The organism is Comamonas humi (assembly GCF_054782535.1).
Genome location: NZ_BAAGSH010000016.1, coordinates 12,036 through 38,871 on the forward strand (window position 1 = coordinate 12,036; position 26,836 = coordinate 38,871).

Consider the following 26,836-nt stretch of genomic DNA (forward strand, 5'->3'; position numbering starts at 1 on the left):
GCGCTTGTGCCCCTGACCTGAAAGCCCCGCCCATGCTCGCCCGCCACCACGATCCCATCGTTGCCATTGCCACCGCGCCCGGGCGCGGCGCCGTCGGCATCGTGCGCGTGTCGGGCAAGGGGATCGGCCCGCTGGTGGAGCTGCTATGCGGCAAGGCGCTCAGGCCCCGCGAGGCCAGCTACCTGCCGTTCCGCGCGGCCGACGGCCAGGCCATCGACCAGGGGCTGGCGCTGTACTTTCCCGCGCCGCACAGCTACACCGGCGAAGACGTGCTGGAGCTGCAGGCCCATGGCGGCCCCGTGGTGCTGCAACTGCTGCTGGCGCGCTGCCTCGAGGCTGCGCAGGCCCAGGGTGCGGGCGGCAGCGCCGTGCTGCCCGGCCTGCGCCTGGCCGAGCCTGGCGAGTTCACCGAGCGCGCCTTCCTCAACGACAAGATCGACCTGGCCCAGGCCGAGGCCATCGCCGACCTGATCGACGCCAGCACCGAGGCCGCGGCGCGCAGCGCCAGCCGCTCGCTGACCGGCGCCTTCTCGCACGAGATCCACGGCCTGCGCGATGCGCTGGTGCACCTGCGCATGCTGGTCGAAGCCACGCTGGATTTCCCCGAAGAAGAGATCGATTTCCTGCAGAAAGCCGATGCCTGGGGCCAGTTGGCGCGGTTGCGCCAGATGCTGGCGCAGGTGATGCAGCGCACGCGCCAGGGCGCGCTGCTGCGCGAAGGCATCAAGGTGGTGATCGCTGGCCAGCCCAATGCCGGCAAGAGCTCGCTGCTGAACGCGCTGGCCGGCGCCGAGCTGGCCATCGTCACCCCCATCGCCGGCACCACGCGCGACAAGGTGCAGCAGACCATACAGATCGAAGGCGTGCCGCTGCACGTGATCGACACCGCCGGCCTGCGCGAGAGCAGCGACGAGGTGGAGCGCATCGGCATCGCCCGCGCCTGGGAAGAGATCGCCGGCGCCGACGCCGTGCTCTTCCTGCACGACCTGACGCGCCAGGATGCTCCTGATTACGTAGCTGGTGACGCTGACATAGCAAGCGTTCTAGGCCAAAAACTACCCAAAAATGTACCGGTGATCGACGTCTGGAACAAGGCCGATGCGGCCGCTGCCGCCGGCCACGCCGCGCCCGAGGCCGGCCTGCGCCTCTCGGCCAAGACCGGCGACGGCCTCGACGCGCTGCGCCAGCGCCTGCTGGCCGTGGCTGGCTGGCAGTCCGCCGCCGAAGGCACCTACATCGCCCGCGCCCGCCACGTGCAGGCACTCCAGAAAGTGGATGCTCACTTTGACATGGCCGACGCCCAGCTGAACACCGACAGCCCCGCGCTCGACCTGCTGGCCGAGGAACTGCGCCTGGCCCAGCAGGCGCTGAGCGCCATCACTGGCGAGTTCACCTCGGACGACCTGCTGGGGGTGATCTTCAGCAGCTTCTGTATCGGCAAGTGAGGCTCGGGCCGGGCCCGGCTCAGCCGTAGGCGCCCGAGCGGTAGGCCTTGAGGCAGTCGTCCAGCGCGCCGGCCATCACGATCCGGCCCTCGAACAGCAGCACGCCCTTGTCGCAGAACTTGTGCAGGATGTCCTCGTTGTGCGAGGCCAGCACCATGATGTCCACGCTGTTCATCAGCGTCTCCAGCCGCTGGCCGGCCTTGGCGAGAAAGGCCTGGTCGCCGACGCCGATCATCTCGTCCATCAGCAGGATGTCGGTCTGGATGGCGGTGGCCACGGCAAAGGCCAGGCGCAGCAGCATGCCCGACGAATAGGTGCGCACGGGCAGGTGCAGGTACTCGCCCAGCTCGGTGAAGCGCTCCACGTCGGGCGTGAGGTTGCGGGCCTGGGCCGTGGTCAGGCCCATGACGATCCCGCGGGTCACGATGAACTCGTAGCCGTTGGCCTCGGGGTCCATGCCCAGCATCAGGTCGGTCAGCGCCGAAATGCGCCCGCTGCTGCCGATATGGCCGGCCGTCGGGTCGTAGACGCCGGACAGCACCCGCAGCAGGGTCGATTTGCCCGCACCGTTCTTGCCGATGAGGCCCACGCGGTCGCCATGCTCCAGCGTCAGGTTGATGTCGCGCAGCGCGCGCACGCTGACATGGCGCCCATGGTCCAGCGAGGCCACGCGGCCCTGGTTCATGCCCTTGAAGCCCATGAGCGTGTTGAGCAGGCCCTTGGACTGCGCGGTGTAGATCGGGAAATCCACCGATACCTGGTTCAGCGTGATGTGCGCCATGTCGATCAGAGCCAGTAGACGATGCGGCGGCGCACCCGGACATAGGCCACGGCATAGACCGCGGCCAGCAGCGCAATCACGCCCGCGGCCATGGCGAGCGACGCGGTGCTGGGAGCCTGCCCGAGCAGCGGTGCGCGCAGCAGCTCCAGGAAGGCCGCCAGCGGGTTCCAGTGCACCACCAGCTGGGCGCGCTCGCTCAGCTGCTGGGCCTGCCACATGACCGGCGTGACGAAAAGCGCGATCTGCATGATGCTGGTGACGATCATGGCCACATCGCGAAAGCGCGCCGCCAGCGCGCCGAGCAGGGCCACCATCAGCGTGGCGGCCAGCACGGTGAGCGCCACGCCCAGCAGCCACCAGCCGAGCTGGATCTTCCACAGCAGGCCGGTCCACCACAGCACGCCCAGCACGATGGGCGCACTGTGCGCCAGCATCAGCAGGTTGCGCCACATGACGCGGAACACGAAGACCATCTTCGGGTACGGGGTCTGCTTGAGGAAAGCGTCGGCGGCGATATAGGTCTGGCAGCCATCGTTGATGGTGGCCGAGAAGAAGGCGAAGTAGGTATGGCCCAGGCAGAAATAGCTGAGGTAGTTGTCCAGCGACATGCCGAACAGCTGGGCACCGATCAGGCTGAAGACCACGATGAAAATCATCGAATTGATCGTTAGCCATATCGGGCCGAGGAATGAGCGGCGGTACTGCTTGAGGATGTCCCCCCAGCCCAGATGGGTCCACAGGCGCCACAGGCGCACGGACTCCCGGATGTCGCGCCAAAGCAATGCCCACTGCGATGGTGGGGTGGGTACGGACTGGGCCGCAGAGGGGCTGGAAATCACGACACAAACTGTTTCAGACGACTGGGTGCGATCATAACGGCTCGGCGCAGGATCGGCGGCATTTCCACGGGTGAGCCGCGCTCACATTTTCTCAGATGGCGCCCTGAAACCCGAGGAGACAATGGCGGTTTCCGGCCATGGGCCGGGCTGGCCCATTCCGACCGGAGACTTTGATGAAACTGTATTTCTCGCCCGCCTCCCCCTACGTCCGCAAATGCATGGTCGTTGCCCACGAACTGGGGCTGGTTGATCGCATCGAGAAGCTGCCCTCCAGTGCCCACCCGGTCAACCGCGACCGTTCCATCATCGCCGACAACCCGCTGGGGCAGGTGCCGACCCTGCTCACCGACGACGGCCAGGTGCTGTACGACAGCCGGGTGATCTGCGAATACCTGGATGCGCTGGCGCAGGGCGGCTTGTTCCCTGCCGATGCGCGGCTGCGCTTTGCGGCGCTGACGCAGCAGGCGCTGGCCGATGGCATGCTGGCCGGCAGCCTGCTGGCGCGCTACGAGGATGTGGCACGGCCCGAGGCGCTGCGCTGGGCCGACTGGCGCGCGGCGCAGCTCGACAAGGCGGCCACGGGCCTGCAGTGGATGGAGCAGCACGTGGACGAGCTGCAGGCGCACTGGCACATCGGCACGATTTCGCTGGCCTGCGCGCTGGGCTACCTGGACTTCCGCTTCGCGGACTGGGCCTGGCGCCAGCAGGCGCCGAAGGTAGCCGCATGGTTTGCGCAGGTGGGCGCGCGGCCATCGCTGCAGGCCACGCTGCCGCAGGCCTGACCAACCTCAAACGTCGACGGCGAGGGGCCGGATGCCCACCCGGCCCAGCTCCTGCTGCAGCACATCGAGCGCCAGCGCCTTGTGTTCCGGTGTCATCCGGGTGTGGTGGGTGGCCACGCTCATCGCCGCGACGTGGCTGGTCTGGAAGGCGATGGCCAGGCCCACGCCGGTTGCGCCCGAGGTCAGCAGGTTCACGCTTTCGGAGTGCTGCAGCCGGCGCGTCTGCCGCACCATGTCCTGCAGGCGCTCCTGGCTGATGCCGGCGGCCTCGTAGTCCAGCCGGCGGCGCTGGTAGATCTGGTCGAGCTCCCGGTCGCGCAGCGTGGCGGCCAGCGCCAGGCTGGCCGTGCCCTGGCCCAGCAGCCGGATCTGACCCGTCATCAGGCTGTGGGCCTGCAAGGGGCTGCCGCCCACCTCCACGTGCAGGCAGTGCGCGAAGTCGCCGATGCGGATGATCAGGAACACCGTGTCCCCCGTGCGCCGGGCGATGTTCACCATTGCGGGGTGGCAGGCCTCGAACACCGGCGCCTTGGCCATGGCCGCCATGCCGGTCAGCATGGCCTCGACGCCGAGGCGGTAGCGCCCCGTCTGCTCGTCCTTGGCGGCAAAGCCGGTCTGCACCAGCACCATCAGCAGCCGCCGGGCGGTGGAGCGGTCGAGCGCCGACAGCTCGGACAGCTCCCGGATCGACAGGCCCTGCACATGGTGCCGGGCGATGTGCTGCAGCACGGCCACCAGGCGCGCGGGGCTCTGCGCTCCGGGAAACCCCGAGTTCATATCGTGAACATCGCCGCCGTTTGCCTTTGTCATCCTGCCGTCCTGCCGCCGATAGTGGGCGCCGTTCATGACACGGCGCGGTTTGCCCAAAACGCTGCACAGGATAGCGCGGCAGGCCGCTTCACACGCGACCAGGAGCCAGAGATGAATGCATACCGACCGGTACACATGCCCCATGTTCCGCCCAGGGTGGGCAGCAGCGCGACCCCGCGGTGGACGAGGCGCCCGCCGCAGTCGAACTGGGGCGACTTCGGCCCCGACGACCAGTTGGGCCGGCTGAACTACCTGACCGCCGAGAAGGTGAAGGAGGCGGCGCTCGAGATCCAGACCGGCCAGCGCTTCTGCCTGAGCCTGCCGCTGGACCTGCCTGGCGGCAACGCTTTGAATCCGCGCCGCCATCCGCCGGTGATCAAGCCGTCGCGGCGCCCGCTCGGGCCCGGCATGAACTTTGCGCTGTCGCGCGAGAACCCCAGCTACACCGATGTGGTCTGCGACGACTACGCGCAGATCTACCTGCAGTATTCGACGCAGTGGGACGCGCTGTCGCACGTGGGCAGCCACTTCGACGTGAACGGCGACGGCATCGACGAGCTGGTGTACTACAACGGCTTCCAGGCGGGCGTGGACATCCTCGCGCCGCAGGATCTGCCCGGCCTGGATGGCGAATCGCGCGCCCGGGCGCTGGGCGTGGAGCGCCTGGCCGAGCAGGCCATCCAGGGGCGCGGCGTGCTGGTCGACCTGCGCCGGCATTTCGGCGACGGCCACACCCTGGTGTCGGGCCGCATGCTGCAGCAGGTGATGCAGCAGGACGGCATCTCCGTGACCCAGGGCGACATCGTGGCGCTGTACACCGGCTTTAGCGACCTGCTGGTGGCCTGCCAGGGCCAACCCCGGGCCGACATGCCCGAAACCGTCGGTGCCGTGCTCGACGGCCGCGACCCCGAGCTGCACCAGTGGATCATCGACAGCCAGATCACCAGCCTGGTGGCCGACAACTACGGCGTCGAGGCCGTGCCCGGCCGCCCGGTGGATGGTGCCTGCGCCTTCCTGCCGCTGCACGAGCTGTGCCTGTTCAAGCTGGGCATGCCGTTCGGCGAGCTGTGGTACCTGCACGAGCTGGCGCAGTGGCTGCGTGCGGCCGGGCGCCACCGCTTCATGCTCACCGCGCCGGCGCTGCGCCTGCCAGGCGCCGTCGGCTCGCCCGTCACGCCGGTGGCTACGGTATGAGGGAAACTGCGATGCATGCACGGCCCGCCACCCTCGCCGGAATGCTGACGCAGGCGCCGCAAGAGGCCGTGGCCATCCACTTCGATCGCACCGATCTGAGCTACGCCCAGCTGCGGCAGCAGGTGGGCCGCGTGGCCGGCGGCCTGCAGCGCCTGGGGCTGGGCGAGGGCGATGTGCTGGGGATCTGGCTGCCCAATACGCCGCGCTGGCTGGTGCTGCACCTGGCCTGCGCGGCGCTGGGCATCGCCACGCTGAGCCTCAACCTGAAGCTGGGCGTCAAGGAGCTGGCGAACTTCATCGACCGCTCGCGCTGCAAGGCCCTGGCGTTCGACCGGGCGGTTGCCGGAGCCGACGGCCTGCAGCAGGTCTGGCAGCAGCATGCCGGCTCGGTCGAGCTGCTGGTCGATGCCTCGCGCGGTGCCGTCGAAGGCGATGCGCTGCAGGCCCGGCCCCTGCCGCGTATCGCCCTGTGGAGCGAGCTGGTCCACGCCGACGAGGGCGGGGCGGTCGGCGCGCCGGCGCTGGAGCGCCGGCCCTGCATCATCCTGTCGTCGTCGGGCACCACCAGCCAGCCCAAGCTGATCGTGCACAGCCAGTCCAACGTGGCGCTGCACGCGCAGGACGCGGCGCCCGGCTTCGCCGTCGACGGCAGCTGCAGCACCCTGCTGGCGCTGCCCCTGTGCGGCGCCTTCGGCTACACCGCTGCGATGATGACCCTGGCCGCCGGCGCGCGGCTGGTGCTGCACGAGGTGTTCGACCCCGCGCAGGCCGCCGCCACGCTGGCGCGCGAGCCCATCACCCACATGTTCGGCACCAACGACATGGTGGACAAGATGATCGCGCCGCTGGCCCCCGGCTGGCGCCCCCAGGCGCTGCGCTTCTTCGGCCATGCCAACTTCGTGCCGGGGCTGGACGCGCTGCCGGCCCGCGCGCAGGCGCTGGGCATACCGATGGTCGGCTGCTTCGGTATGAGTGAGATCCTGGCGCTGTTCGCGCACCAGGATGCGGCGGCCCCGCTGCCGCGCCGGGCCCAGTCCGGCGGCTTTCCGGTCACGGCCAGCGCACAGGTGCGCGTGCGGGTGCTGGAGACGGACGAGCTGGCCGCGCCGATGGAGCCGGGCGAACTGGAGTTCCGTGGCCCCTACCTGCTGCAGGAGTACCTGGGCAATCCCGAGGCCACGGCCCAGGCCTTCACCGGCGATGGCTTCCTGCGCTCGGGCGATCTCGGCTACCTCAACGGCGATGGCGGCTTCACCCATGTCTCGCGCCTGGGCGACGTGCTGCGCCTCGGCGGCTTCCTGGTCAACCCCGCCGAGATCGAGGAGGCCGTGCTGCAGCAGAGCGGCGCCGCGGCCTGCCAGGTGGTGGCGGTGAATGCCGCGGGCAGCTCGCGCCCGGTGGCCTTCGTCATTGCCGCCGCGGGGCAGGCGATGGACCCGGAGGCGGTGAAGGCCGCGCTGCAGCGGCAGATCGCCCGCTACAAGGTGCCCATCCGCATCTTCAGCGTGGACAGCTTTCCCTACACCATGGGCCCCAATGGCATGAAGGTCAAGCGCAACGAGCTGCGCGACCTGGCCCAGTCGCTGCTGGACCGCGAGGAGGCGCCATGAAAGCCGAATGGGCCCTGCCCGATACCCCGTTCTTCGACGGCTCGCACGCCGAGGTGGTGCAGGCGCTGAATCTGTGGATAGCGCGCCAGCGCCCCATGCTGGACGGTGAGCCCGAGGGCGGCCTGAACGCGCAATGCGCCTACTGGCTGCGCTCGCTGGCCGACGCGGGCCTGCTGCGCCATGCCGTGCCCACCGCCTACCCCGGACAGGCGCCGGCGGTGGACCTGCGCGCCATCTGCCTGGTGCGCGAATGCCTGGGCTACTACGCGCCGCTGGCCGACTTCGTGTTCAGCATGCAGGGCATAGGCGCGGCGGCGCTGTGGCAAAAGGGCTTGCCCGCGCTGTGCGCGCCCTATGTGCAGGCCTGCGCCGAGGGCCGCAAGGTCGCGGCCTTCGCGCTCACCGAGCCCGAGGGCGGCTCGGACGTGGCCGCCACCCGCACCACAGCCACGCTGGACGGCGACGCCTATGTGCTGGAGGGCGCCAAGTCCTACATCTCCAACGGCGGCATCGCGGATTTCTACGTCGTCATAGCCCGCACCGAGCCCGGCCACGGCGCGGGCGGCCTGTCCGCCTTCCTGGTGGATGCGGACACGCCCGGCCTGCGCATCCACCGGCAGATCGACATCCTGGCACCGCACCCGCTCGCCGAGATCCACTTCCGGGACTGCCGCATTGCCGCCGACCGGCTCATCGGCGAGCGGGGCGAGGGCTTCAAGGCCGCGATGGCGGTGCTGGACATCTTCCGCAGCTCGGTGGGCGCGGCGGCGATCGGCATAGGCCAGCGCGCGCTGGACGAGACGGTGGCCCGCGTCACCACCCGGCAGCTGTACGGCCGGCCCATGGCCGAGATGGACACGGTGCGCCACCAGGTGGCCGACATGGCCACCCAGCTGCAGGCGGCGCGGCTGCTGGTGCACCAGGCGGCCTGGACGCGCGACGTGCGCGGGCGCCGCATCACCACCGAGGCCGCGATGGCCAAGCTGCAGGGCACGGAGGCCGCCTTCCGCGTGGTGGACGCCGCGGTCCAGCTATGGGGCGGCCTCGGCATCACCTGCGGCACGGTGGTGGAGCGCCTGTACCGCGAGATACGGCCGATGCGGATCTACGAAGGCGCCACCGAGGTGCAGAAGACCATCGTGGGCCGCCAGATCCTGAAAGGAACGCCATGACGACATCCCTCCCTCCCGACGCCCGGGTACTCGTGACCGGCGCCAGCCGGGGCATAGGCCGCGCCACCATGCGTCACCTGGCCGAAGCCGGCTACGAGGTCACCGGCCTGGCGCGCAGCGCCCCGGCGAACCTCGGCCCGCGCGAGCACTTCGTGCCCTGCGACCTGGCGGACCCCGAGGCCACCCGCGCCGTGCTGGCCGGGCTGCTGCGCGCCGGCCCGTTCTACGGCTTGGTCAACAACGCGGCGCTGGCCCACACCACCAGCATCGCCGACACCAGCGTGGCCGCCATGAACGAAGCCATGGCGTTGAACGTGAACGCGGCCCTGGTCTGCCTGCAGGCCCTGATGCCCGGCATGGTGCAGGCGCGCGCGGGCCGGGTGGTCAATATCTCGTCGCGGGCCGCGCTGGGCAAGCCCAACCGCACGGCCTATAGCGCCAGCAAGGCCGCGCTGATCGGCATGAGCCGCACCTGGGCGCTGGAGCTGGCGCCGCACAACATCACCGTCAACGTGATCGCGCCCGGGCCGGTGGCCACCGAGCTGTTCAAGCAGGCCAGCCCGCCCGGCGCGGCGCAGACCGAGGCCCTGCTGGCCGCCGTGCCGCTGCAGCGCGTGGCCGAGCCGGCCGAGATGGCCTTTGCCATCGGCTTCCTGCTGCACCCGCTGGCCGGCTATCTCACCGGCCAGACCCTGCACATCGACGGCGGCCTGACCATCAGCGCCACGCGCATCTGAACCAGAGCAAGGAGACTCCCATGACCGCAGTTGTTCGCCCATTCCCCCTTCCCCGAGTGCTGGCCGCCGCCGTGGCGCTGGCCTGCAGCGCCGGCCTCGCGCACGCGCAGCAGGCCGTGCGCATCGGCCTGATCGCCGACCAGTCCGGCGTCTACTCCGCCATCACCGGCAAGGGCAGCGTCGTCGCGGCCCAGATGGCCATCGACGAGCTGGGAGGCAAGGTGCTGGGCCGCAAGGTCGAGCTGCTGACCTTCGACCACCAGAGCAAGGCCGACTCGGCGGCGGCCAAGGCGCGCGAGTGGTACGACAGCGGCGTCGATGCCATCCAGGACGTGGGCGGCTCGGCCGCGGCGCTGGCGGTGCTCAACATCGCCAAGGAAAAGGGCAAGGTCCTGGTGATGAGCGGCCCGGCCAGCAATCGCATCACTGGCGACCTCTGCGCGCCCACCGTGGCGCACTGGGCCTACAACTCGTACTCGCTGGCCAACACCGTGGGCAAGGCCGCAGCGGAGCGCGTGGGCAAGCACTGGTTCTTCATCAGCGCCGACTACTCGGGCGGGCAGGACGTGGTGCGCGCCACCACCGCGGCCATCGCCACCGTGGGCGGCAAGGTGGTTGGCGAGGCCAAGCACCCGCTGAACGCCTCCGATTTCTCGTCGGCCGTGGTGCAGGCGCAGTCGAGCAAGGCCGAGGTGGTCGGGCTGGCGAACTTCGGCAACGACCTGGTCAACTCCATCAAGGCCGCGCGCGAGTTCGGCATCAAGCCCGACAGCCAGCAGAAGCTGGCCAGCCTGCTGATGTACATCAACGACGTGCATTCGCTGGGCCTCAAGACCGCGCAGGGCATGCTGCTGTCCGAGGCCTTCTACTGGGACCTGAACGACGAGACCCGGGCCTTCGCGAAGCGGTATTTCGCCAAGGTCAACGCCATGCCGAACATGAGCCAGATGGGCGCGTATTCGTCGGTGCGGCACTACCTCCAGGCCGTGGCGGCGGCCGGCACCACCGAGGCCAAGACCGTGATGGCCAAGATGCGCGAGCTGCCGGTGCAGGACGTGTTCACCAAGAGCGGCAGGCTGCGCGAGGACGGCATGATGGTGCATGACATGTACCTGTTCCAGGTCAAGTCGCCGGCCGAGTCCAAATACCCCTGGGACTACTACAAGCTCGTCGGCACCGTGCCGGCGGACAAGGCCTTCGTGCCGCTGGCCGAGTCGTCCTGTCCGCTGGCCAGAAAGTGACGGGGGCGCCTCAGCCCTCAATCACCTCATGCGCGGCGGCGCTGCCGCGGCGCCAGTAGGCAGCGGCCTTGGTCCATGCCGGGTGGGCGCCGTGCTGCGTGATGGCGGCCGTGCGCAAGGCCTTGGCCACGGCGGCTTCGGCGGCGATCCATACGTGGTAGTCGCCGGCCGGGGCCGCTATGCGCTCCAGCGCCTGCAGCAGGCCCGAGGCCTGGCCGCCGGGGCCGCTATTGCGGTGCACCCAGTGCACTTGCAACTGGGCGGCGCTTTGCAGCGGCAGCTCGTCGGCGGCGCTGTCCACCTCGACCACGGCGATGGCCTGGCTGCCGGCGGGTAGCTCGCGCAGGCGGCGGCTGATGGCCGGCAGCGCGGTGTCGTCGCCGACCAGCAGATAGCCGTCGAACGCCGTGGGCACGACCATGGAGCCGCGCGGCCCGGCGATGCCGAGCTGGTGTCCTTCGGCGGCCTGCAGCGCCCAGGCGGTAGCGGGGCCGGCCTCGTGCACGGCAAAGTCGAGCTGCAGCGTGCGTGCGGCGGCGTCGAACGAGTGCGGCGTGTAGTCGCGCATGGCGTCGCGCAGCGGGCCGGGCGGCAGGCCCTGCTCGGTCAGCGGCGGCAGGTCGAGCCGGCCGCCGGCATCGGGAAAGAGCAGCTTCACATGGTCGTCGAAGCCGCTGCTCACAAAGCCCTGCAGCTCGTCGCCTTGCACGGTGACGCGCAGCATGTGCGGCGTGAGGCGCTGCACCCGCGCCACCTGCACGCGGCGGACGGCGATAGCATGGCGCTCGCGGCGCGTGGCGCGGGCTTCGAGCTGTTCGGGGGTGGGCGGGGTCGGGAGGCTCAGTTGCAAGGGCATGGCGCTTGGGTGTTCGTCAAAGATGGGCCCATCATAGATATTGAGAATGATTCTCGTTTGATGATGACGGCATGCCCATGCCGCAGTCCGGCCATCGCCGCCGGCATGTGCAGGCGTTCTGGATCTGTGCACAAGTCGGCGGCCAGGGGCAGCGCCTCTGGTACGCTGCGGGCGATGAACACGATGCAACTGCCCTCCATCTTCCATTTCGCCTTCAACGTCACCGATCTGGACGCGGCCCGGCGCTTCTACGGCGGCGTGCTCGGCTGCCAGGAAGGGCGCAGCACCGACACCTGGGTGGACTTCGATTTCTTCGGCCACCAGATCTCGCTGCACCTGGGCACGCCGTTCGCCACCGCGGCCACCGGCAAGGTCGGCCAGCACCTGGTGCCCATGCCGCACTTCGGCATCATCCTGCTGCTGCCGGCCTGGCAGGCCTTGGCCCAGCGCCTGAAGGAGGCTGGCACGGACTTCGTGCTCGAACCCCAGGTGCGCTTCGAGGGCGAGCCGGGCGAGCAGTGGACCATGTTCTTCCGCGACCCCTTCGGCAATCCCATCGAGGTCAAGGGCTTTCGCACGGTCGAGGCAATCTACGCTGCTTGAAGTGCGTGCAGCGCCGCATGGTGGCCGCGCGTGAAGGCCTCCTCGAACACCGAATAGCCCGACCAGTCGCCGTGTGCGAAGTGCAGCCGCGCGGTGCCGGGCGTGGGCAGCAGCGTGGTCTGCTCACCATTCAATAGCTGCTGGCGCTTGCTGGATGAGCGCTGGAGGCCGATTTGGCTCAAAACCGCCTGCGCCCCCGGCCGCGGGATGGCCATGGCGTGGCCGTAGCGCATGACGTCGATGCGCGTGGCCTTCTCGAAGATGTCTGGGTGGGCGCGGGCCAGCGGCGCGAGCGCGGCGTCGCGCGCCCCGGGCCAGGCCAGGCGTGCCAGCGCTGCGCGCGCCGCGCCGGGGTCGCCCTGGGCGCCGGCCAGCGCGCGGTAGCAGGTCAGCACCGTGGGCAACTGCTGCTGGGCGTTCAGGCGCTGGTGGCCGGCGTTCACGTAGCCCAGGCCGCCGTTCGCCACGTCGTCGTAAAACACGCTGTCCCAGGCCGGCTCGGCGCCCGGGCGGTCGGCCAGCGGCGCGCGGATGTGCACATTGGCCACCAGCCACGGCGCCCAGTCCAGCGCCTGGGCGGCGGCGGCCACGAAGGGCGGCGGGTTCTGCACCACCTGGCGGGCGATGAACACCGGCAGCGCCACGATGCAGTGCGCGGCCTGCCAGCGCTCGATGGTGCCGGTGGCGGCATCGAGCGCATCGACCTGCACGCCGTGGCGCTCCTCGGCGATGGCCAGTACCGTGCGGCCGGTGTGCAGCCAGCCGGCCTGCTGCGCGGGTGCGGCCAGCCGCCGGGCCAGCCAGCCGTTGCCCTCGGGCCAGGTGAGCACGCTGTCGTGTGGCTCGCCATCCTCGCCCGGCGCCTGGAAGCCGTGGCGGCTGGCAAAGTAGTGCAGCCCGGCCCAGGCCGAGACCCGCGCCGCGCCGGCGCCGAAGTCGTCGAGGCAGCCATAGTCCAGGTACCAGCGCAGCTGCGGATCATGGAGCTGCTGCTGGCCCAGCCAGGTGTCAAAACTGATGGCGTCCAGCGCCTGATGCGCAGGCGCCAGGCCCTGGCCGGGCAACCAGCTGCGCAAGGCCGGCATGCTGAAGCGCTGCGTGGCCATGGCCTGCGTGACCAGCGCGGCAAAGCGCCGGTACTGCGCCAGCGTGGCGGGCGCCGCGTGCTGCGATTGCAGCAGGCCCTCCAGCCATTCGCCGTCGCGGAACAGCCGCTCCTGCGGGCTGAAGCACAGGTACTCGTCGCGGTACTGCCAGCGGCCGGCCACGCGCTCGCGCACGCCCAGCTCTTCCAGCAGGTCCTGTACCTCGGCGGCGTCGTCGCCCGGCACCGGCAGGTAGTGCGCGCCCAGCGGGCAGGGCAGGCCGGCCACCTGGCCGGCGCGGCTGTTACCGCCCACGCTGTCTTCCAGCTCCAGCACGGCCACGTCGTGCACGCCGGCCAGGCGCAGCGCCCGGGCCGCGGCCAGCGCGGCGATGCCGCCGCCGGCGATCACCACCTGGGCGCGGCGCGTGGCGGCGGGCGCGGGCAGCGGCAGGCCCTGGCGCAGGCGGTCGCGCATCACGTGGCCGCGATCGATGTTGGCGCCGATGAAGCCGCCGGCGATGTGCGCCACCGAGGCGCTGGGCGCCGCCGGCGTGCAGCCGCCCAGGCCCCAGCCGGCGGCCAGCGCGGCGCCGGCCTGCAGCCAGGCGCGGCGGTTCAGTGGATGCGGCCCCATTCGCGCTCGTAGGTGTGCACCAGCACCTGGTTGGACAGGCGGTTGACCTCGGTGGGCACGCGCGCCATGTCGGGCGGAAAGTCGAACAGCAGCGGCAGCGTGGGCGCGCTCAAAAAGCGCAGGCCCTCGGGCAGCGCCGTGGGCATGCTCCAGGGCCGGCGGCTGGCGATCACGAAGCCCCATTCGCCAAAGCTCGGCACATGGGCGTGGTAGGGCGTGGCCGCGAGCCCGGCGGCCTCGATGGTGGACACCACCGTCCAGAAGCTCTGGCGCGCGATCAGCGGCGAGGTGGTCTGCACCACGGCGAAGCCACTGGCCGACAGGTGCTGGCCCAGCAGCGCGTAGAAGCTGTTGGTGAAGAGCTTGCCCACGGCGAAGTTGGTCGGATCGGGAAAGTCGACGATGACCACGTCGAACATCTCGTCGCTCTGCTGCAGCCACTGGAAGGCATCGGCGTTGGCGATTTTCACCTTGGGGTGGTTCAGCGCGTCGCCGTTGAGCCTGCGCATGCCCTCGTGCTCGCGGAACAGCGCGGTCATCTGCGGGTCCAGCTCCACCAGCGTGACGGATTCGACCGACGGGTATTTCAGCACCTCGCGCACCGCCATGCCGTCGCCGCCGCCCAGCACCGCCACCTTGCGCGGGTGGCCGAAGCGGCTCATCACCGGGTGCACCAGGGCCTCGTGGTAGCGGTACTCGTCGCTCTGCGCGAACTGCAGGTTGCCGTTGAGGTACAGCCGCGCGCCGCGCTTGCCCTGCGTGACCACGATGCGCTGGTAGGGCGTGCTGCGTGCGAGCACGATGTTCTCCTGGTAGAAGCGGTCCTCGGTCAGTTGCGTCACCCGGTCGGCCCAGACCAGGCCGCCGGCCAGCGCGGCCAGCACCAGCGCGCAGGTCAGCGCATGCCCGCCCCAGCGCCGCAGCTCGCCGCGGAACAGGAACAGCGCCCACACCGCGACCAGCGCGTTCATCAGCCCGAAGACCAGGCCGGTGCGGATCAGCCCCAGGTGCGGCACCAGCAGCAGCGGAAAGGCCAGCGACACCGCCAGCGCGCCCAGGTAGTCGAAGGTCAGCACCTGCGAGACCAGGTCCTTGAGCGCCACGTTGCGCTTGAGGATGCGCATGACCAGCGGGATCTCCAGCCCCACCAGCGTGCCCACCAGCAGCACCATGCCGTACAGCAGCAGCTGGAAGCCACTGGGCACGTAGGCGTTGGCGATGGACAGCACGGCCGGCAGCGCGCCGCCCACCAGCGCCACCATCAGCTCGATGCGCAGAAAGTGCGCGGGCAGCTCGTGCTCGAGGTAGCGCGACAGCCACGAGCCAATGCCCATGGCGAACAGGTAGGTGCCGATGACGGTGGAGAACTGCAGCACCGAGTCGCCGAGCAGGTACGAGGCCAGCGCGCCCGCGGCCAGCTCGTACAGCAGCCCGCAGGCCGCCACCACGAACACGCTGGCCAGCATGGCGATCTCCAGCGGGCTGGCGCGGCGCGGGCTGGTCGGGGCAGAAAATTCCATGGAATACGTTGCTGGCGCTTATGCAGCAAGCGCCAGATGCTCATTTATTGATAGTGACGCCTACCCGATCGCCGCAGCCACGATGATGCTGATGCCCAGGCACATGGCCGCCACCACCACGCCCAGCGCCAGGTTCTGCTTCTCGACGATCTCGGCCCACATGTCCACCGGCGTGATCTTGTCCACGATCAGGAAGCAGATCCAGAAGACCGCCACGCCGATCAGCGCGAACAGGATGGAGCCCACCAGCGCCGCGGGGCGCAGCCATTCGATATCCATATGCATTTGCAACTCCTTCGTTGGTTGACTATTTGTGGCTGCCGCCCGAGCTGTAGCCGCCCCACGATCCGCCCGACGAGCGCGAGCCGCTGGTGCTGCTGCACTTGCTCACGTAGTTCGGGTCGTTGGCATAGGCCAGGCGCTCGGCGCTGGCGTCGCAGCCCTTGGGCCAGAGCCAGAAGACCAGCAGCGCCAGCACGACCAGGCCTATCCACAGCGGCTTGCCGCCCAGCTTGCCCTTGAAGGCATCGAGCACCGAGGTGTTCCGGAACTTGTCCAGCTGGTCGATCATGCCGAAGGCCGCGGCCACCGCCTCGGGCGGCAGCTTGCGGCCCTGCGACCAGGTCACCTCGCGGCCCCGGTCTTCCTCGCGCGACAGCAGCTGGTCCAGGTTCTGGCCGGCGGCAAAGTCGATATTGTCGGTGCGCTGGCCGCGCACCACGGGCCAGTAGAACTCGCCCAGCACATAGGTGGCCTCGGCGCGGTAGGCCGACTGCTGCGTGTACTTCTTCTTCTGGTAGGTGGCGGTCGCCTTGCCGGCCTGGTAGGTGGGCGCGCCGGTGATGACCTTGACCAGGCTCCAGCCGTCGCTGGCGCTCACCAGGAACTGGAAGCCCTGGTGCTTGTGGAACAGCAGGTACTCGTCCCAGCCGAAATGCTCGTCGTCGCCGGCCTCCACGCCCATGCGGTGCTGGAAGCCCACCACCTGCCACGAGGCGCCGCCGAATTTGCCGATGCGGCCCAGCGCGATCAGCGGCTCCACCGGCTCGTCCTGCAGCGCCGCGCGCAGCTCGCCGCCGATGCCGCCGCTCACATCGATCAGGCTGCCGCAGCTCGGGCAGGTCAGGCTCTGCGTGGTCTGCAGCTTGACCTCGATGCGCGCCGCGCACTGCGGGCAGTTGAAGTGGCGGCCCTTCTCCTTCTTGGCCGAGGCCTTGTCGAGCCCGGCGATCTTCAGGTCGGCCAGCGCCACCGGCCGGCCGCGGTAGATCGCGGGCGCGGCCTCGCTGTAATCGATGGACAGCAGCTCGTCCTGCTCGTTGCGCAGCTCGACCACGGTGAAGGGCTGGCCCAGCGCGGGCTGGTGCGCCATCTGGCCCTCGGCGGCCATCAGCTGCGCCTGCACCACGCTGGCCACGGTGTAGCGCACCTCGCTGATGGTCACGCTCTGGCCCAGCTTCCACACCGTGGCGCCGGGCACGTTGCGCGCGGCCTTCTTGTATTCGCGGCTGAGGACGAACTGGCCGTTGTCCTCGCTCAGCACCGCGATCTCGCCGTCGTCCAGCAGCGCCTGCCACTCGTTCCACAGGCCGGTGTCGCCCTTGAGCTGCAACCGGCCCACCAGCGTGAAGCCCTGCGGGCCGCCCTGGCCGTTGTCGGCCGGGATCTGGCCGCTCTGGCCTATCTTCAGCGGGCTGTAGTTCTCGAAGATCTCGGCCATGCGGCCCAGGCGCTTGAGCACCTCGCCATTGCGCACGATGGCGCTGTGGCAGTACGGGCACACGGCATAGGCCGACTGCGCGCTGGCGAACTCGACAGGCGCGCCGCAGCCGGGGCAGGGCGCGGTGTAGCTGCGTTGCTGGTCCCGGGTCATGACTGGTTGTAGGTGTGTGGTGCGCGCAGTGGGTCGGCCGCCGCAGGCCCATGTCCCTCACAGGGCTGCCCCGGCTGCCGTGCATCATAGCGGCATTGCATGCGCCATAAGGCCTGGCTATGCCCGGCGTAGCGACGATCCATTGGACGTCGCCAATGAGAATGCGCATCATTAAAGGCCTGTCCCGCACCCTTTCGGAAAGCCTGCCATGTCCCACGTCCGCAACCTGCTGCGCAACAACCGCCAGACCCTGAGCAAGACCGCCAGCTACTACGTCATCCACATCACCGTGGCGGCCCTGGTGGCCTATGCCGTCACCGGCAATTTGATCGCCTCGCTCACGCTCAGCCTGCTGGAGCCGACCGTGCAGGCCTTCGCCTTCTTCTTCCACGAAAAAGCCTGGCAGCGCTGGCATGCGCGCAGGCAGGCCGCGGCCATGGAAGCGGGAGTGCCCCATGCAGCATGACGCCTGGGTGGAGTGGGCGCTGCAGCGCCTGGCGGGCATGGCGCAGGCGGCGTAGGCGTTGCGCGCAGATACCTTTGTTTGCAGCCCGCGGGCCATGGCTTGTGCGACAGTTGGCGCATCTGCCATGCACTCGACCCGGGAAACTCCATGCGCGCGACACCCCTCCGTTTTCTGACCGGCCTGCCGGCCCTGTGCGCCCTGGTGCTGGCGCTGCCGGGCTGCGATGTGGTGGGTCCCATCGGCACCAACGCCGTGCTGTCGGACCAGGCCATCGCCGACAAGACCGCCGCCTACTTCGGCAGCACCGAGGCGCACGTGCAGGTGTTCGGCTTCGAGCGCCAGCGCGAATCGACCCGCTACCAGGCCACGTTCCAGGGCAAGCGCTACCAATGCTCGATCTACATGAACCAGGTGCGCTGCGAGCCGCAGCCGGGGTCATGAAGAAAAAGTGAGCGGCTGGCGCTTGATAGACAAGCGATTCAAATGCATTTGTATTGCACTGTATTGAGTGGAAAGCGCCAGCAGCTATGATTTTTGACTAGCCGGCATCCACCATGCGGTCCAGCAGGGCCTCGCTCAGCTGCAGCAGCTTCTGCGTGTCTAGCGGCCGGGTCTGGGCGCTGGCGTTGATGGAGAAGATCTGCGCGATGCCGCGCAGGTGGGCCACGATGAGCGTGGCCAGGCTGTCCAGGTCATCATCGATGAAGCGCAGGCCACGCGCCTGCTCGGCCGCCAAGCATTCGCGCACGAAGTCTATCGTCGCGTCGTTCATCGCGGCCACGCCGGCGGCGAACTCCTGGTCCTGGAAGATCGCCTCGGACAGCAGCGCCGAGAACACCCGCGTGTTGGAGGTGGGCTTGCCCAGGCTGCCGACGAACATGCGTATGAAGCTGCGCAGCAGTTCCATGCTGCGCGCGCCGCGCTCGTTGCCGCGCAGGCGCTTGGAGAATTCGGTGCGCAGCGCGTCGAGCACGGCCAGCTGCAGGCCCTGCTTGCTGCCGTAGAGGTGCACCACTAGCCCCTTGCTGACGCCCGCGATCTCGGCCACCTCGGCCAGCGTCAGTCCGGTGACACCCTTGACACGCATCACCTTCACGGCGGCGTCGATCAGCGCGAGTTCCGAGCTGGCGCGCCGCTCTTCCTGGGTGCGTCGGGTGCGGGTGGGCGTGGGGGTCGTGGTCGTCATGGCTGGATGGATTCTGCTGTGCCGGGGCATATCAGGTGATACGAATTATGGGGGGCGCGATCGCGTGGCCCGAGATTACGTGGAAACCCTGTTGCCGCGATTATAAAACTTACTGACCATACGGTAAGTATGAAGACCAACCCCTCCATTCCTCCCCTCGGCAAGCCCAGCCTCTGCGGCTGGGACGCCGACCACCACCCCATGCTCAAGGGCGTGCGCTGCACGGCCTGTGGCGAAGTGGCGTTTCCGCCGCAGCACTACGGCTGCGAGCGCTGCGGCAGTGGCGCGCTGGCCGATGTCGAGCTCGCCGCGCAGGGCGTGGTGCTGGGCAGCAGCCAGGTCCACATCCATACCCAGCCCGAGCCGGCCGTGCCTTTCACCGTGGCCGAGGTCCGGCTCGACGCCGGGCCGGTGGTGCGAGCGCTGCTCGACGTGGGCCCCGAGGCCGGCGACTGGCATGGCCGGCGCGTGCATGGCGTGCTGAAGGAGCGCGGGCAGGACCCCGTGGTGCTCGAATTCCGCTTCGGGGTGGCGGCATGAAGAAGAACCTCCAGGACCTGCGTCCCGTCTACGTCGTCGGCATAGGCTGGCACCGCTACCAGGACCCTTCGGACACCTCTTATGTCACCCTGGGCCTTGCCGCGGCCCGCCAGGCGCTGGCCGATGCCGGCGTACCGCTGGCCGGCGTGGACACGGCTTATGTGGCGCAGGCGCTGCTGGGCATGGCCTGCGGCCGCCCCATCCTGCGCCACCTGGGGGCAACGGGCCTGCCCATCACGCATGTGGAGAACGCTTCCGCATCCGGCTCCACGGCCTTCCGCAACGCCTGCATCGAGGTGGCCAGCGGCATCGCCGACACCGCGCTGGTGCTGGGCGTGGACAAGCGCGCGCCGGTGGTGCGCGGCGAGTCGCAGGCCGGCATCGAGCAACTGGCCAGCGACTACATCGCGCCGTTCACCCACTTTGCGCTGCTGGCCGACAAGTATGTGCACCGCTCGGGCGCCGACATGCGCGACATCGCCCGGGTCGCGGTCAAGAACCACGGCAACGGCGCGCTCAACCCCAACGCCCAGCGCCAGAAGGCGCGCTCGCTCGACGAGGTGCTGGCCGGCCGCCGGGTGTCGGGCGAACTCACCGTGCTGCAGTGCACGCCGGTGGGCGAGGGCGCGGCGGCGGTGGTGCTGATGTCCGAGGACGCGATCCGCGCGCATGGCATAGCCCCCGGCCGCGCGGTGCGCGTGCTGTCGTCGGCCGCGCAGAGCCAGGCGGTCTACGAGGACGCCACGGCCTTCGACGAGCTGCTCACGCAGGCTACCTGCTTGCAGGCGCTGCGCGAGGCGGGCGTCGCGCCCTCGGCGCTCGACGTGGTGGAGCTGCATGACGCCTTCTCGATCGAGGAGGTGCTCTACGTCGAGGCCATGGGCTTGTGCAAGCCGGGCCAGGCCATTGCCGCGCTGAAGGCCGGCGAGTTCGACATCGGCGGCCGGGTGGCCGTCAGCCCCTCGGGCGGACTCATCGCCATGGGCCACCCCATCGGCCCCACCGGCGTGGGCCAGATCGCCGAGATCGCGCTGCAGCTGCGCGGCGAGGCCGGCGCGCGCCAGCAGCCCGGCGCCCGCACCGGCCTGGCCCACATGGTGGGCGTGGGCGCGGTCTGCTACGCCCACGTGCTGGGCATCTGAAACCAGAACACCGCATTCCAGGAGACTACCCATGATCGACTACATGGTCGAGTTCGACGAGGACACGCGCGCCATCGTGGATCTCACCGCCCGGCTGGTGCGCGAGCACCAGATGCCGCTCGAGGCCAAAAAGCTGCAGGGCGGTGAGATCACCGTGCAGGACCTGCGCGCCGGCACGCGGGCCGCCAAGGAGGTGGGCCTGTGGGGCCTGTCGCTGCCCGAGGAGGTGGGCGGCGCCCGGCTCACCGTGGTGCAGCAGCTCGCGGTGACCGAGGAGAACTTCAAGTGCCTGGTGCCGCTGCGCATCGGCGGGCGGGTGCCGCCCTTCCTGCTGGGCGCCGTCGGCGTGCAGAAGGAGCGCTACCTCGATCCCTGCCTGCACGACCGGCTGCAGTACGCTTTCGCGCAGACCGAGCCCTCGGGCGGGGCCGATCCGGGCAACGCCATCCAGACGCGGGCCGTGCAGCGCGGCGACAGATGGGTGCTCAACGGCACCAAGGTCTTCATCTCCAACGTCGGCCCGGCCGAGGTGGTTTTTGTCGTCGCGGTGACCGACCCCGAAAAGCGCCAGCGCGGCGGCATCTCCATGTTCGCGGTGGACAAGTCCAACCCCGGCATGAAAATCTCGCGCGACATCCCGGTGCTGGATGGCTCGGTCATCAACGAGCTGGTCTTCGACGACTGCGAGGTGCCAGCGGACGCCCTGATCGGCGGCAGCGGCGAGGGCTTCCGCAACGCCCAGATCATCCTCTCGCAGGCCCGCTTCAGCGTGGGCGCGCGCGCCCTGGGCATTGCCATGCGCACGCTGGAGATGATGGCCGGCTACGCCAGACAGCGCGAGGCCTTCGGCTCGCCGCTGTCGCACAAGCAGGCGGTGCAGGCCATGGTGGTGGACTCGTGGGTGGACATCAACCAGTGCCGTCTGATGATGTACGCCGCCGCGCGCAAGGCTGACGCCGGCCACGACACGCGCGTGGAGGCCAGCCTGATCAAGATGCAGGCCACCGAGGTGGTCGGCCGCGTGCTCGACCGCGGCGTGCAGATCTTCGGCGCGGCCGGGGTCTCGCTGGACAACCCCATCGCCCACTGGTGGCGCTCGCAGCGCCCCGCCCGCATCTACGAAGGCCCGACCGAGGTGCACAAGTACCACGTGCTGGCCCGCCACCTGTTCCGCTGAGCCATGGAAACCGCTATGACCACGACCCCCACCCTGCCCGAGCACTGGGCCCGCATCCAGCCCGAGCGCCCCGCCGTGCTGGCCGACGACGAAACCCTGAGCTGGCGCGAACTCAATGCGCTGGCCGACCACCTCGCCCACCAGCTGGCGCGGCGCGGCGTGGCCGCCGGCGACGTGGTGGCGCTGCGCATGCAGACCGGCGCCCAGTGGGTGGCGTTGATGCTGGCGCTGTCCAAGCTGGGCGCGCGGCTGCTAGGCGTCAACTGGCGCCTGGTGGCCGAGGAGGTCGACTACGTGCTGGAGAACGCCCGCGCCCAACTGCTGATCCTGGACGACGAGCAGCCGCAGGCGCTGATGGACGCGATCACCGCGCTGCCGCGCGAGGCCATCCTCCCCGTGGCCAAGGCCTGGCCGGACAGCCACTGGGGCGCGCTAACCGCCGCCGGCGGGCCGCCCCTCGCCATGGAAGCGCTGTGCGAGCAGATCATCTACACCTCGGGCACCACCGGCCGGCCCAAGGGCGTGCAGCTGAACTCGCGGCCCGAGCCGGGCAATGAGCGCCTGAACCGCTACCTCGAGGCCCAGGTCGGCGGCTACAAGCGCTACCAGGCCAGCGACGTGGCCCTGGTGTCCATGCCGCTGCACCACGGCTCCGGCCCGTCGCAGGTGCGCATGGCGATGAAGAACGGCACCACGCTGGTGCTGCAAAGGCGCTTTGACGCGGCGCAGTGGTTCGACCTGGCCGAGCGCCATGGCGTGACGCACTGGACCGGCGTGCCCACCATGTACAAGCGGCTCAAGAGCTACCAGGAGGCCAGCGGCCGGCGCGCGCCGCGGCTCAGGAGCATGGGCATAGGCGCCGCGCCCGTGCCCATGGCGATCAAGCGCTGGGTGCAGGACGTGTTCGGCACGGTGCTGCACGAGGGCTACGGCTCCACCGAGACCGGCATGGTGGCCGGCATGAAGCCCGAGGACCACTTGCGCAAGCCGGGCGCAAGCGGCCAGCCCTACGAGGGCGTGGAGATCGAGATCCGCGACGAGGCCGGCCGGCGCTGCGCCTGCGGCGCGGTGGGCGAGATCTGGGTCAGCACGCCGGTGGTCATCACCAGCTACCTTAACGCGCCGCCGCTGGGTGAGGACACGCGCGATGCGCGCGGCTTCTTTCGCACCGGCGACATGGGCCGGCTCGACGAGGACGGCTTCCTCTACATCACCGACCGCGCCAAGGACATGATCATCTCGGGCGGGGTCAACATCTACCCGGCCGAGATCGAATCCGCCTTCTACCAGCACCCGGGCCTGCTCGACATCGCGGTGGTCGGCCTGCCCGACGAGGAGTTCGGCGAGAAGGTCGTCGCCTATTACGAATCGAAGAGCGGCCAGCCCATCGCCGAGGGCGAGCTGGCCGCGCTGGGCCAGGCGCACCTGGCCTCGTACAAGCGGCCGCGCGATTTCGTGCACGTCGCCGAACTGCCGCGCAACGCCGTCGGCAAGATCCTGAAGCGCGAGCTTCGCCAACCCCATTGGAACCACCAGGAGCGCAACGTATGACTTTGAACATCACCGGCCTGACCGGCAAGATCGCCGCCGTGACCGGCGCGGGCCAGGGCGTGGGCCGCGAGGTGGCCCTGCACTTCGCCAAGAGCGGCGCCAGCGCCATCATCGTCAACGACTTCTATGCCGAGCGCGCCCAGTCCGTGGTGCAGGAGATCGAGGCGCTGGGCGTGAAGGCCGTGGCCGCCGTCTGCGACGTGACCAGCCACGACCAGGTCAAGGCCACGTTCGCGCAGGCGGCCGAGGCGGCCGGCGGCAGCATCGACATCCTGGTGAACAACGCCGGCAACGCGGGCGTGAACCCCGACCCCGATGCGCGCAAGCACTTCTGGGAGGTGGGCGAGGCCGCATGGGACAGCTTCATCCGCGTCAACTTCTATGGCGTCATCAACTGCACGGCGGCGGCGGTGCCCGGCATGATCGACAAGAACGCCGGCCGGATCATCACCATCATCTCCGACGCGGGCCGCGTGGGCGAGGCCCACCTCGAGGTCTATTCGGGCGCCAAGGCCGGGGCGGCGGGTTTCATGCGCGGCGCGGCCAAGGCCCTGGGGCGCTACGGCATCACCGCCAACTGCGTGGCCATCTCCGCCACGTCCACGCCGGCCATCGCGGCGCGCCTGGAGGCCGATCCCGAGCGCAAGAAGAAGGTGCTGTCCAACTACGTGATCCGCCGCGTGGGCCAGCCCGAGGACATCGCCAACATGGTGCTGTTTCTCGCGTCGGATGCCAGTTCGTGGATCACCGGCCAGACCTACCCCGTCAACGGCGGGTATTCGTTCAACCTGTGAGGAGCGCGCCATGAGCACCGGACCCGCTGCCCTGCTGGAAAAACACGACGGCATCGCCGTCATCACGCTGAACCGGCCCGAGGTCAAGAACTGCTGCAACAACGCCATGGCCGTGGCGCTGCAGGACATCATGGACGAGATCGACGAGGACAGGCGCTGCTTCGCCGCGGTGATCCACGGCGCCGGCGGCAACTTCTCGACCGGCGCCGACCTGAAGGAGGCGGCCAGCGGCGTCAAGCGCAGCAAGCTGCGCCGCGGCGGCTTCGGCTGCTTCGTGCACCCGCTGCGCAAGCCGCTGATTGCCGCGGTGGAGGGCTATGCCGTGGGCGGCGGCTTCGAGCTGTGCCTGACGGCCGACATGGTGGTCGCGGCCTCGAGCGCGAAGTTCGGCCTGCCTGAGGTGCGGCACAACCTGGTCGCGGTGGGTGGCGCGCTGTTCCGCCTGCCCAAGAAGATCCCGTACAACGTCGCCTTCGAGATGGCGCTGACCGGTCAGATCCACGACGCCGGCTTCCTGCAGCCCTACGGCATCCTGAACCGCGTGGTCGAGCCGGGCGCGGCGCTGGAGGCCGCGCTGGCGCTGGCCCGCTTGCTGCTGGTGAACGGGCCGACGGCGCTGGCCGCGTCCAAACGCATCATGTCCAAGGCCTTCGAGTGGCCCGAGCTGGAGGCCTGGGAGAACCAGATGCCCATCGCCCAGGCCGCGCTCAACTCCAGGGATCGCATCGAGGGGCTGCAGGCCTTCGCCGCCAAGCGCGCACCAGTCTGGTCGGGCGAGTAGCGCCGGCCATCGCCAAGCAGAACAGGAGACAAGACATGCAAAGACGAAGCTTTCTGCAGACCGGCGCGGCCGCGGCGCTGGCCATGCATGCGCCGCTGTGGGCGCAGGACAAGTCGCCGATCAGCATCATCATGCCGGTGGGCGGCGGTACCGGTGTGGACACCAGCACGCGCATCCTGGCCGATGTGGTCTCGCGCGAGCTGCAGCGCTCGGTGATCCTCGAGAACAAGCCCGGCGCCGATACCATGATCGCCACCCAGCATGTGCTCAACGGCCCCACCGACGGCTCGCGCGTGCTGCTGATCTCGCCCAGCAACATGGTGCTGGTGCCGCTGGTCAACAAGAAGCTGGCGTTCAAGCCCGAGACCCAACTGCAGCCCGTGATCCTGTCGGTGCGCGGCGGCGCGGCGCTGATCGTGAAGGCCGGCAGGCACAGGACGCTGGCGGAGTTCGTCGCCGACGCCAAGGCCAACCCGGGCAAGCTGTCGGTGGCCACCTATGGCGGCCACTACTACAAGCTGCTGGCGCTGCTGATCCAGCACGAGCTGGGCATCGAGCTCAACAGCGTGCAGTACAAGGACCCGGCGCCCGCGATGGCCGACGTGGTGGGCGGCAACGTCGATGCCATGGTCATCGACGCCGGCGCCGCGCGCGAATTCTTCCGCGCCGGTAAGACCCAGATCCTGGCGCTGACGCACGAGAGCCGGCCCCAGGCCTTCCTCGACGTGCCCACCTTCCGCGAGCTGGGCTACCCGGGGCTCACGGCCTATGTGTGGATCGGCTACGCCGTCAAGGCCGGCACGCCGCCCGAGGTGGTGCAGCGCCTGTACCGGGCCTTCTCCGTTGCGCTCAAGTCGCCCGAATACGTGAGCTACATGGAGAAGTCCAGCGCCGGCTCCGAGCTGATCGACTTCGATGCCGACAAGACCCGCGCCTACGTGCAGGAGGAGCGCAAGCGCTTCGCCGCGCTGATCGACAAGACCGGCTACACGGTCTGAGGGAGCGCACCGCATGAGCCTGCCTTCCTCCCTGGCGTCGCGGCTGCGCCTGCCGCTGATCGCCGCGCCCATGCTGCGCGTGTCCGGCCCCGCGCTGGTGGCGGCCGCCTGCCGCAGCGGCGTCGTCGGCGCCTTTCCCACGGTCAATGCCCGCGGCGCCGAACAGCTCGACGCCTGGCTGAGCCAGATCAAGGCCGACTGCGCCGAGGCCGACGGCCCGGTCGCGCCCATCTGCCCCAACATCATCATGCGCCGCCAGGCCACGCTGGTCGACGACCTGCAGGTGCTGCTGCGCCACCGCGTGGAGATGGTGATCGCCAGCGTGGGCTCGCCCGAGGCGGTGGTCAAGCCGCTGCACGACATCGGCTGCCTGGTGCTGGCCGACGTGGCCTCGATCCGCCACGCCGAGAAGGCGCTGGAGGTGGGCGCCGACGGCCTGGTGCTGCTCACCGCCGGCGCCGGCGGGCAGACCGGCTGGGCGAATCCCTTCGCCTTCGTGCGCGCGGTGCGCCGCATGTTCGACGGGCCCATCGTGCTGTCGGGCGGCATGTCGGACGGCGCCGCGCTGTGGGCCGCGCGCACGCTGGGCTGCGACCTGGGCATGATGGGCACGCGCTTCATCGCCACGCCCGAGAGCCTGGGCTCCGACCCCTACAAGCACATGCTGGTGGACAGCCGGCTCGACGACGTGCTGCTGACCCAGGCCTTCACCGGGCTGGACGCGAACATGCTGCGGCCCTCCATCGTCGCGGCCGGGCTGGACCCGCAGGCGCTGCAGGGCAAGGTCTCGCCCGAGCGGGCGCGTGAGCTGTTCGGCGCGCATGGCCAGGAGGCCGCGGGCGGCCCCAGGCGCTGGGTGGACATCTGGAGCGCGGGCCACAGCGTGTCGGGCGTGGACCGCGTGCGCCCGGTGGCCGAGCTGGTCGACACGCTGGCGCAGGAGTATGCGCAGGCGCGTTCCGCGAGTGCGGCGTTACTATAAAAAATAGAGCTGCCTGCGATTGCTGTATGGTCAAT

27 protein-coding genes are annotated in these 26,836 nt (G+C 69.7%); 18 read left to right on the plus strand and 9 right to left on the minus strand.

The window, feature by feature from the left end:
• The first annotated feature begins 32 nt into the window (after positions 1-32).
• Complete coding sequence (gene mnmE / locus ACYVKR_RS15980; protein WP_460481929.1) at positions 33-1,445, plus strand: tRNA modification GTPase; 1,413 nt, start codon at positions 33-35, stop codon at positions 1,443-1,445.
• A 19-nt stretch (positions 1,446-1,464) separates the two neighbouring features.
• On the opposite strand, the gene ACYVKR_RS15985 is transcribed toward mnmE, so the two are convergent.
• Both ACYVKR_RS15985 and ACYVKR_RS15990 read right to left on the minus strand, forming a co-directional pair.
• Complete coding sequence (locus ACYVKR_RS15985; RefSeq protein ID WP_460481930.1) at positions 1,465-2,226, minus strand: ABC transporter ATP-binding protein; 762 nt, start codon at positions 2,224-2,226, stop codon at positions 1,465-1,467.
• Between the two features lie 5 nt (positions 2,227-2,231).
• Complete coding sequence (locus ACYVKR_RS15990) at positions 2,232-3,065, minus strand: ABC transporter permease (RefSeq protein ID WP_460481931.1); 834 nt, start codon at positions 3,063-3,065, stop codon at positions 2,232-2,234.
• Positions 3,066-3,238: 173 nt separating this feature from the next.
• Here ACYVKR_RS15990 and ACYVKR_RS15995 point away from each other — a divergent pair, with 173 nt between their 5' ends.
• Positions 3,239-3,847, plus strand: a complete 609-nt coding sequence (locus tag ACYVKR_RS15995; RefSeq protein ID WP_460481932.1) for a glutathione S-transferase family protein — start codon at positions 3,239-3,241, stop codon at positions 3,845-3,847.
• Positions 3,848-3,853: 6 nt separating this feature from the next.
• Here the strand turns inward: ACYVKR_RS15995 and ACYVKR_RS16000 are convergent, their stop codons facing one another.
• Positions 3,854-4,657, minus strand: coding sequence for an IclR family transcriptional regulator (locus ACYVKR_RS16000; RefSeq protein ID WP_460481933.1), 804 nt, complete (start codon positions 4,655-4,657; stop codon positions 3,854-3,856).
• A gap of 135 nt (positions 4,658-4,792) precedes the next feature.
• Between ACYVKR_RS16000 and ACYVKR_RS16005 the strand changes: the two genes are divergently transcribed.
• Genes ACYVKR_RS16005 through ACYVKR_RS16025 form a run of 5 tightly spaced genes read left to right on the plus strand, consistent with a single transcriptional unit; the run spans position 4,793 to position 10,611 of the window.
• Complete coding sequence (locus ACYVKR_RS16005; RefSeq protein ID WP_460482213.1) at positions 4,793-5,851, plus strand: cyclase family protein; 1,059 nt, start codon at positions 4,793-4,795, stop codon at positions 5,849-5,851.
• An 11-nt stretch (positions 5,852-5,862) separates the two neighbouring features.
• On the plus strand, positions 5,863-7,461 hold the full coding sequence (locus ACYVKR_RS16010; RefSeq protein ID WP_460481934.1) for an AMP-binding protein: 1,599 nt from the start codon (positions 5,863-5,865) through the stop codon (positions 7,459-7,461).
• The gene (locus ACYVKR_RS16015) at positions 7,458-8,633 is read left to right on the plus strand and encodes an acyl-CoA dehydrogenase family protein (RefSeq protein ID WP_460481935.1); all 1,176 of its coding nucleotides are present in this window, start codon (positions 7,458-7,460) and stop codon (positions 8,631-8,633) included. Before ACYVKR_RS16010 ends, ACYVKR_RS16015 begins: the two co-directional genes overlap by 4 nt.
• Positions 8,630-9,370 (plus strand): SDR family oxidoreductase, encoded by a 741-nt coding sequence (locus ACYVKR_RS16020; RefSeq protein WP_460481936.1) that lies wholly within the window; start codon positions 8,630-8,632, stop codon positions 9,368-9,370. The genes ACYVKR_RS16015 and ACYVKR_RS16020 overlap by 4 nt, the downstream gene beginning before the upstream one ends.
• A gap of 20 nt (positions 9,371-9,390) precedes the next feature.
• Positions 9,391-10,611 carry an ABC transporter substrate-binding protein gene (locus tag ACYVKR_RS16025; RefSeq protein WP_460481937.1) on the plus strand — a complete coding sequence of 407 codons (1,221 nt, stop codon included), beginning with the start codon at positions 9,391-9,393 and terminating at the stop codon, positions 10,609-10,611.
• Between the two features lie 10 nt (positions 10,612-10,621).
• Here ACYVKR_RS16025 and ACYVKR_RS16030 read toward each other — a convergent pair whose 3' ends face one another.
• Positions 10,622-11,467, minus strand: coding sequence for a siderophore-interacting protein (locus tag ACYVKR_RS16030; RefSeq protein ID WP_460481938.1), 846 nt, complete (start codon positions 11,465-11,467; stop codon positions 10,622-10,624).
• A 189-nt stretch (positions 11,468-11,656) separates the two neighbouring features.
• Between ACYVKR_RS16030 and ACYVKR_RS16035 the strand changes: the two genes are divergently transcribed.
• Positions 11,657-12,070 (plus strand): VOC family protein, encoded by a 414-nt coding sequence (locus ACYVKR_RS16035; RefSeq protein ID WP_460482214.1) that lies wholly within the window; start codon positions 11,657-11,659, stop codon positions 12,068-12,070.
• Here ACYVKR_RS16035 and ACYVKR_RS16040 read toward each other — a convergent pair.
• From ACYVKR_RS16040 to ACYVKR_RS16055, 4 genes are read right to left on the minus strand one after another with little or no spacing between them, the layout of a single operon-like run.
• Entirely contained in the window at positions 12,058-13,791 is a 1,734-nt protein-coding gene (locus tag ACYVKR_RS16040; protein ID WP_460481939.1) for a flavin monoamine oxidase family protein, read from the minus strand. The genes ACYVKR_RS16035 and ACYVKR_RS16040 overlap by 13 nt on opposite strands.
• Positions 13,773-15,311: a spermidine synthase gene (locus ACYVKR_RS16045; RefSeq protein ID WP_460481940.1), complete on the minus strand. Its 1,539-nt coding sequence runs from the start codon at positions 15,309-15,311 to the stop codon at positions 13,773-13,775. Before ACYVKR_RS16045 ends, ACYVKR_RS16040 begins: the two co-directional genes overlap by 19 nt.
• Positions 15,312-15,371: 60 nt before the next feature.
• Positions 15,372-15,590 carry a DUF350 domain-containing protein gene (locus tag ACYVKR_RS16050; protein WP_460482215.1) on the minus strand — a complete coding sequence of 73 codons (219 nt, stop codon included), beginning with the start codon at positions 15,588-15,590 and terminating at the stop codon, positions 15,372-15,374.
• A 28-nt stretch (positions 15,591-15,618) separates the two neighbouring features.
• The gene (locus ACYVKR_RS16055; protein WP_460481941.1) at positions 15,619-17,184 is read right to left on the minus strand and encodes a DUF4178 domain-containing protein; all 1,566 of its coding nucleotides are present in this window, start codon (positions 17,182-17,184) and stop codon (positions 15,619-15,621) included.
• Positions 17,185-17,392: 208 nt separating this feature from the next.
• Here ACYVKR_RS16055 and ACYVKR_RS16060 point away from each other — a divergent pair, with 208 nt between their 5' ends.
• Together ACYVKR_RS16060 and ACYVKR_RS16065 are read left to right on the plus strand one after the other, a co-directional pair.
• Positions 17,393-17,650: a DUF2061 domain-containing protein gene (locus ACYVKR_RS16060; RefSeq protein ID WP_460481942.1), complete on the plus strand. Its 258-nt coding sequence runs from the start codon at positions 17,393-17,395 to the stop codon at positions 17,648-17,650.
• 147 nt (positions 17,651-17,797) lie between these two features.
• Positions 17,798-18,091 (plus strand): hypothetical protein, encoded by a 294-nt coding sequence (locus ACYVKR_RS16065; RefSeq protein WP_460481943.1) that lies wholly within the window; start codon positions 17,798-17,800, stop codon positions 18,089-18,091.
• Between the two features lie 97 nt (positions 18,092-18,188).
• On the opposite strand, the gene ACYVKR_RS16070 is transcribed toward ACYVKR_RS16065, so the two are convergent.
• Positions 18,189-18,836 carry a TetR/AcrR family transcriptional regulator gene (locus ACYVKR_RS16070; RefSeq protein ID WP_460481944.1) on the minus strand — a complete coding sequence of 216 codons (648 nt, stop codon included), beginning with the start codon at positions 18,834-18,836 and terminating at the stop codon, positions 18,189-18,191.
• A gap of 129 nt (positions 18,837-18,965) precedes the next feature.
• Here ACYVKR_RS16070 and ACYVKR_RS16075 point away from each other — a divergent pair, with 129 nt between their 5' ends.
• The 8 genes from ACYVKR_RS16075 to ACYVKR_RS16110 are packed head-to-tail and all read left to right on the plus strand — an operon-like array spanning position 18,966 to position 26,801.
• Complete coding sequence (locus ACYVKR_RS16075; protein WP_460481945.1) at positions 18,966-19,376, plus strand: Zn-ribbon domain-containing OB-fold protein; 411 nt, start codon at positions 18,966-18,968, stop codon at positions 19,374-19,376.
• A complete protein-coding gene (locus tag ACYVKR_RS16080) occupies positions 19,373-20,518 on the plus strand; it encodes a thiolase family protein (protein WP_460481946.1) in 1,146 nt (381 codons plus the stop codon). Before ACYVKR_RS16075 ends, ACYVKR_RS16080 begins: the two co-directional genes overlap by 4 nt.
• A 31-nt stretch (positions 20,519-20,549) precedes the next feature.
• The gene (locus ACYVKR_RS16085) at positions 20,550-21,695 is read left to right on the plus strand and encodes an acyl-CoA dehydrogenase family protein (protein WP_460481947.1); all 1,146 of its coding nucleotides are present in this window, start codon (positions 20,550-20,552) and stop codon (positions 21,693-21,695) included.
• Positions 21,696-21,710: 15 nt separating this feature from the next.
• A complete protein-coding gene (locus ACYVKR_RS16090; protein ID WP_460481948.1) occupies positions 21,711-23,246 on the plus strand; it encodes a class I adenylate-forming enzyme family protein in 1,536 nt (511 codons plus the stop codon).
• On the plus strand, positions 23,243-24,040 hold the full coding sequence (locus ACYVKR_RS16095; RefSeq protein ID WP_460481949.1) for an SDR family NAD(P)-dependent oxidoreductase: 798 nt from the start codon (positions 23,243-23,245) through the stop codon (positions 24,038-24,040). The genes ACYVKR_RS16090 and ACYVKR_RS16095 overlap by 4 nt, the downstream gene beginning before the upstream one ends.
• Before the next feature lie 10 nt (positions 24,041-24,050).
• A complete protein-coding gene (locus ACYVKR_RS16100) occupies positions 24,051-24,821 on the plus strand; it encodes a Clp protease/crotonase-like domain-containing protein (protein ID WP_460481950.1) in 771 nt (256 codons plus the stop codon).
• 35 nt (positions 24,822-24,856) lie between these two features.
• Positions 24,857-25,819, plus strand: coding sequence for a Bug family tripartite tricarboxylate transporter substrate binding protein (locus ACYVKR_RS16105; RefSeq protein WP_460481951.1), 963 nt, complete (start codon positions 24,857-24,859; stop codon positions 25,817-25,819).
• Positions 25,820-25,832: 13 nt separating this feature from the next.
• Positions 25,833-26,801 carry an NAD(P)H-dependent flavin oxidoreductase gene (locus ACYVKR_RS16110; RefSeq protein WP_460481952.1) on the plus strand — a complete coding sequence of 323 codons (969 nt, stop codon included), beginning with the start codon at positions 25,833-25,835 and terminating at the stop codon, positions 26,799-26,801.
• The last annotated feature ends 35 nt before the right edge of the window (positions 26,802-26,836 follow it).

Coding starts and splice junctions, on each gene's coding strand:
- ACYVKR_RS16005 (WP_460482213.1), top strand. CDS start 4,793: ATGCCCCATGTTCCGCCCAGGGTGGGCAGCAGCGCGACCCCGCGGTGG.
- ACYVKR_RS16085 (WP_460481947.1), top strand. CDS start 20,550: ATGATCGACTACATGGTCGAGTTCGACGAGGACACGCGCGCCATCGTG.
- ACYVKR_RS16020 (WP_460481936.1), top strand. CDS start 8,630: ATGACGACATCCCTCCCTCCCGACGCCCGGGTACTCGTGACCGGCGCC.
- ACYVKR_RS16075 (WP_460481945.1), top strand. CDS start 18,966: ATGAAGACCAACCCCTCCATTCCTCCCCTCGGCAAGCCCAGCCTCTGC.
- ACYVKR_RS16015 (WP_460481935.1), top strand. CDS start 7,458: ATGAAAGCCGAATGGGCCCTGCCCGATACCCCGTTCTTCGACGGCTCG.
- ACYVKR_RS16080 (WP_460481946.1), top strand. CDS start 19,373: ATGAAGAAGAACCTCCAGGACCTGCGTCCCGTCTACGTCGTCGGCATA.
- ACYVKR_RS16095 (WP_460481949.1), top strand. CDS start 23,243: ATGACTTTGAACATCACCGGCCTGACCGGCAAGATCGCCGCCGTGACC.
- ACYVKR_RS16100 (WP_460481950.1), top strand. CDS start 24,051: ATGAGCACCGGACCCGCTGCCCTGCTGGAAAAACACGACGGCATCGCC.
- ACYVKR_RS16045 (WP_460481940.1), bottom strand. CDS start 15,311: ATGGAATTTTCTGCCCCGACCAGCCCGCGCCGCGCCAGCCCGCTGGAG.
- ACYVKR_RS16040 (WP_460481939.1), bottom strand. CDS start 13,791: ATGGGGCCGCATCCACTGAACCGCCGCGCCTGGCTGCAGGCCGGCGCC.
- ACYVKR_RS16110 (WP_460481952.1), top strand. CDS start 25,833: ATGAGCCTGCCTTCCTCCCTGGCGTCGCGGCTGCGCCTGCCGCTGATC.
- ACYVKR_RS16060 (WP_460481942.1), top strand. CDS start 17,393: ATGTCCCACGTCCGCAACCTGCTGCGCAACAACCGCCAGACCCTGAGC.
- ACYVKR_RS16050 (WP_460482215.1), bottom strand. CDS start 15,590: ATGGATATCGAATGGCTGCGCCCCGCGGCGCTGGTGGGCTCCATCCTG.
- ACYVKR_RS16065 (WP_460481943.1), top strand. CDS start 17,798: ATGCGCGCGACACCCCTCCGTTTTCTGACCGGCCTGCCGGCCCTGTGC.
- ACYVKR_RS16070 (WP_460481944.1), bottom strand. CDS start 18,836: ATGACGACCACGACCCCCACGCCCACCCGCACCCGACGCACCCAGGAA.
- ACYVKR_RS16105 (WP_460481951.1), top strand. CDS start 24,857: ATGCAAAGACGAAGCTTTCTGCAGACCGGCGCGGCCGCGGCGCTGGCC.
- ACYVKR_RS16090 (WP_460481948.1), top strand. CDS start 21,711: ATGACCACGACCCCCACCCTGCCCGAGCACTGGGCCCGCATCCAGCCC.
- ACYVKR_RS16055 (WP_460481941.1), bottom strand. CDS start 17,184: ATGACCCGGGACCAGCAACGCAGCTACACCGCGCCCTGCCCCGGCTGC.
- ACYVKR_RS16030 (WP_460481938.1), bottom strand. CDS start 11,467: ATGCCCTTGCAACTGAGCCTCCCGACCCCGCCCACCCCCGAACAGCTC.
- ACYVKR_RS15995 (WP_460481932.1), top strand. CDS start 3,239: ATGAAACTGTATTTCTCGCCCGCCTCCCCCTACGTCCGCAAATGCATG.
- ACYVKR_RS16025 (WP_460481937.1), top strand. CDS start 9,391: ATGACCGCAGTTGTTCGCCCATTCCCCCTTCCCCGAGTGCTGGCCGCC.
- ACYVKR_RS16000 (WP_460481933.1), bottom strand. CDS start 4,657: ATGACAAAGGCAAACGGCGGCGATGTTCACGATATGAACTCGGGGTTT.
- ACYVKR_RS16010 (WP_460481934.1), top strand. CDS start 5,863: ATGCATGCACGGCCCGCCACCCTCGCCGGAATGCTGACGCAGGCGCCG.
- ACYVKR_RS15985 (WP_460481930.1), bottom strand. CDS start 2,226: ATGGCGCACATCACGCTGAACCAGGTATCGGTGGATTTCCCGATCTAC.
- mnmE (WP_460481929.1), top strand. CDS start 33: ATGCTCGCCCGCCACCACGATCCCATCGTTGCCATTGCCACCGCGCCC.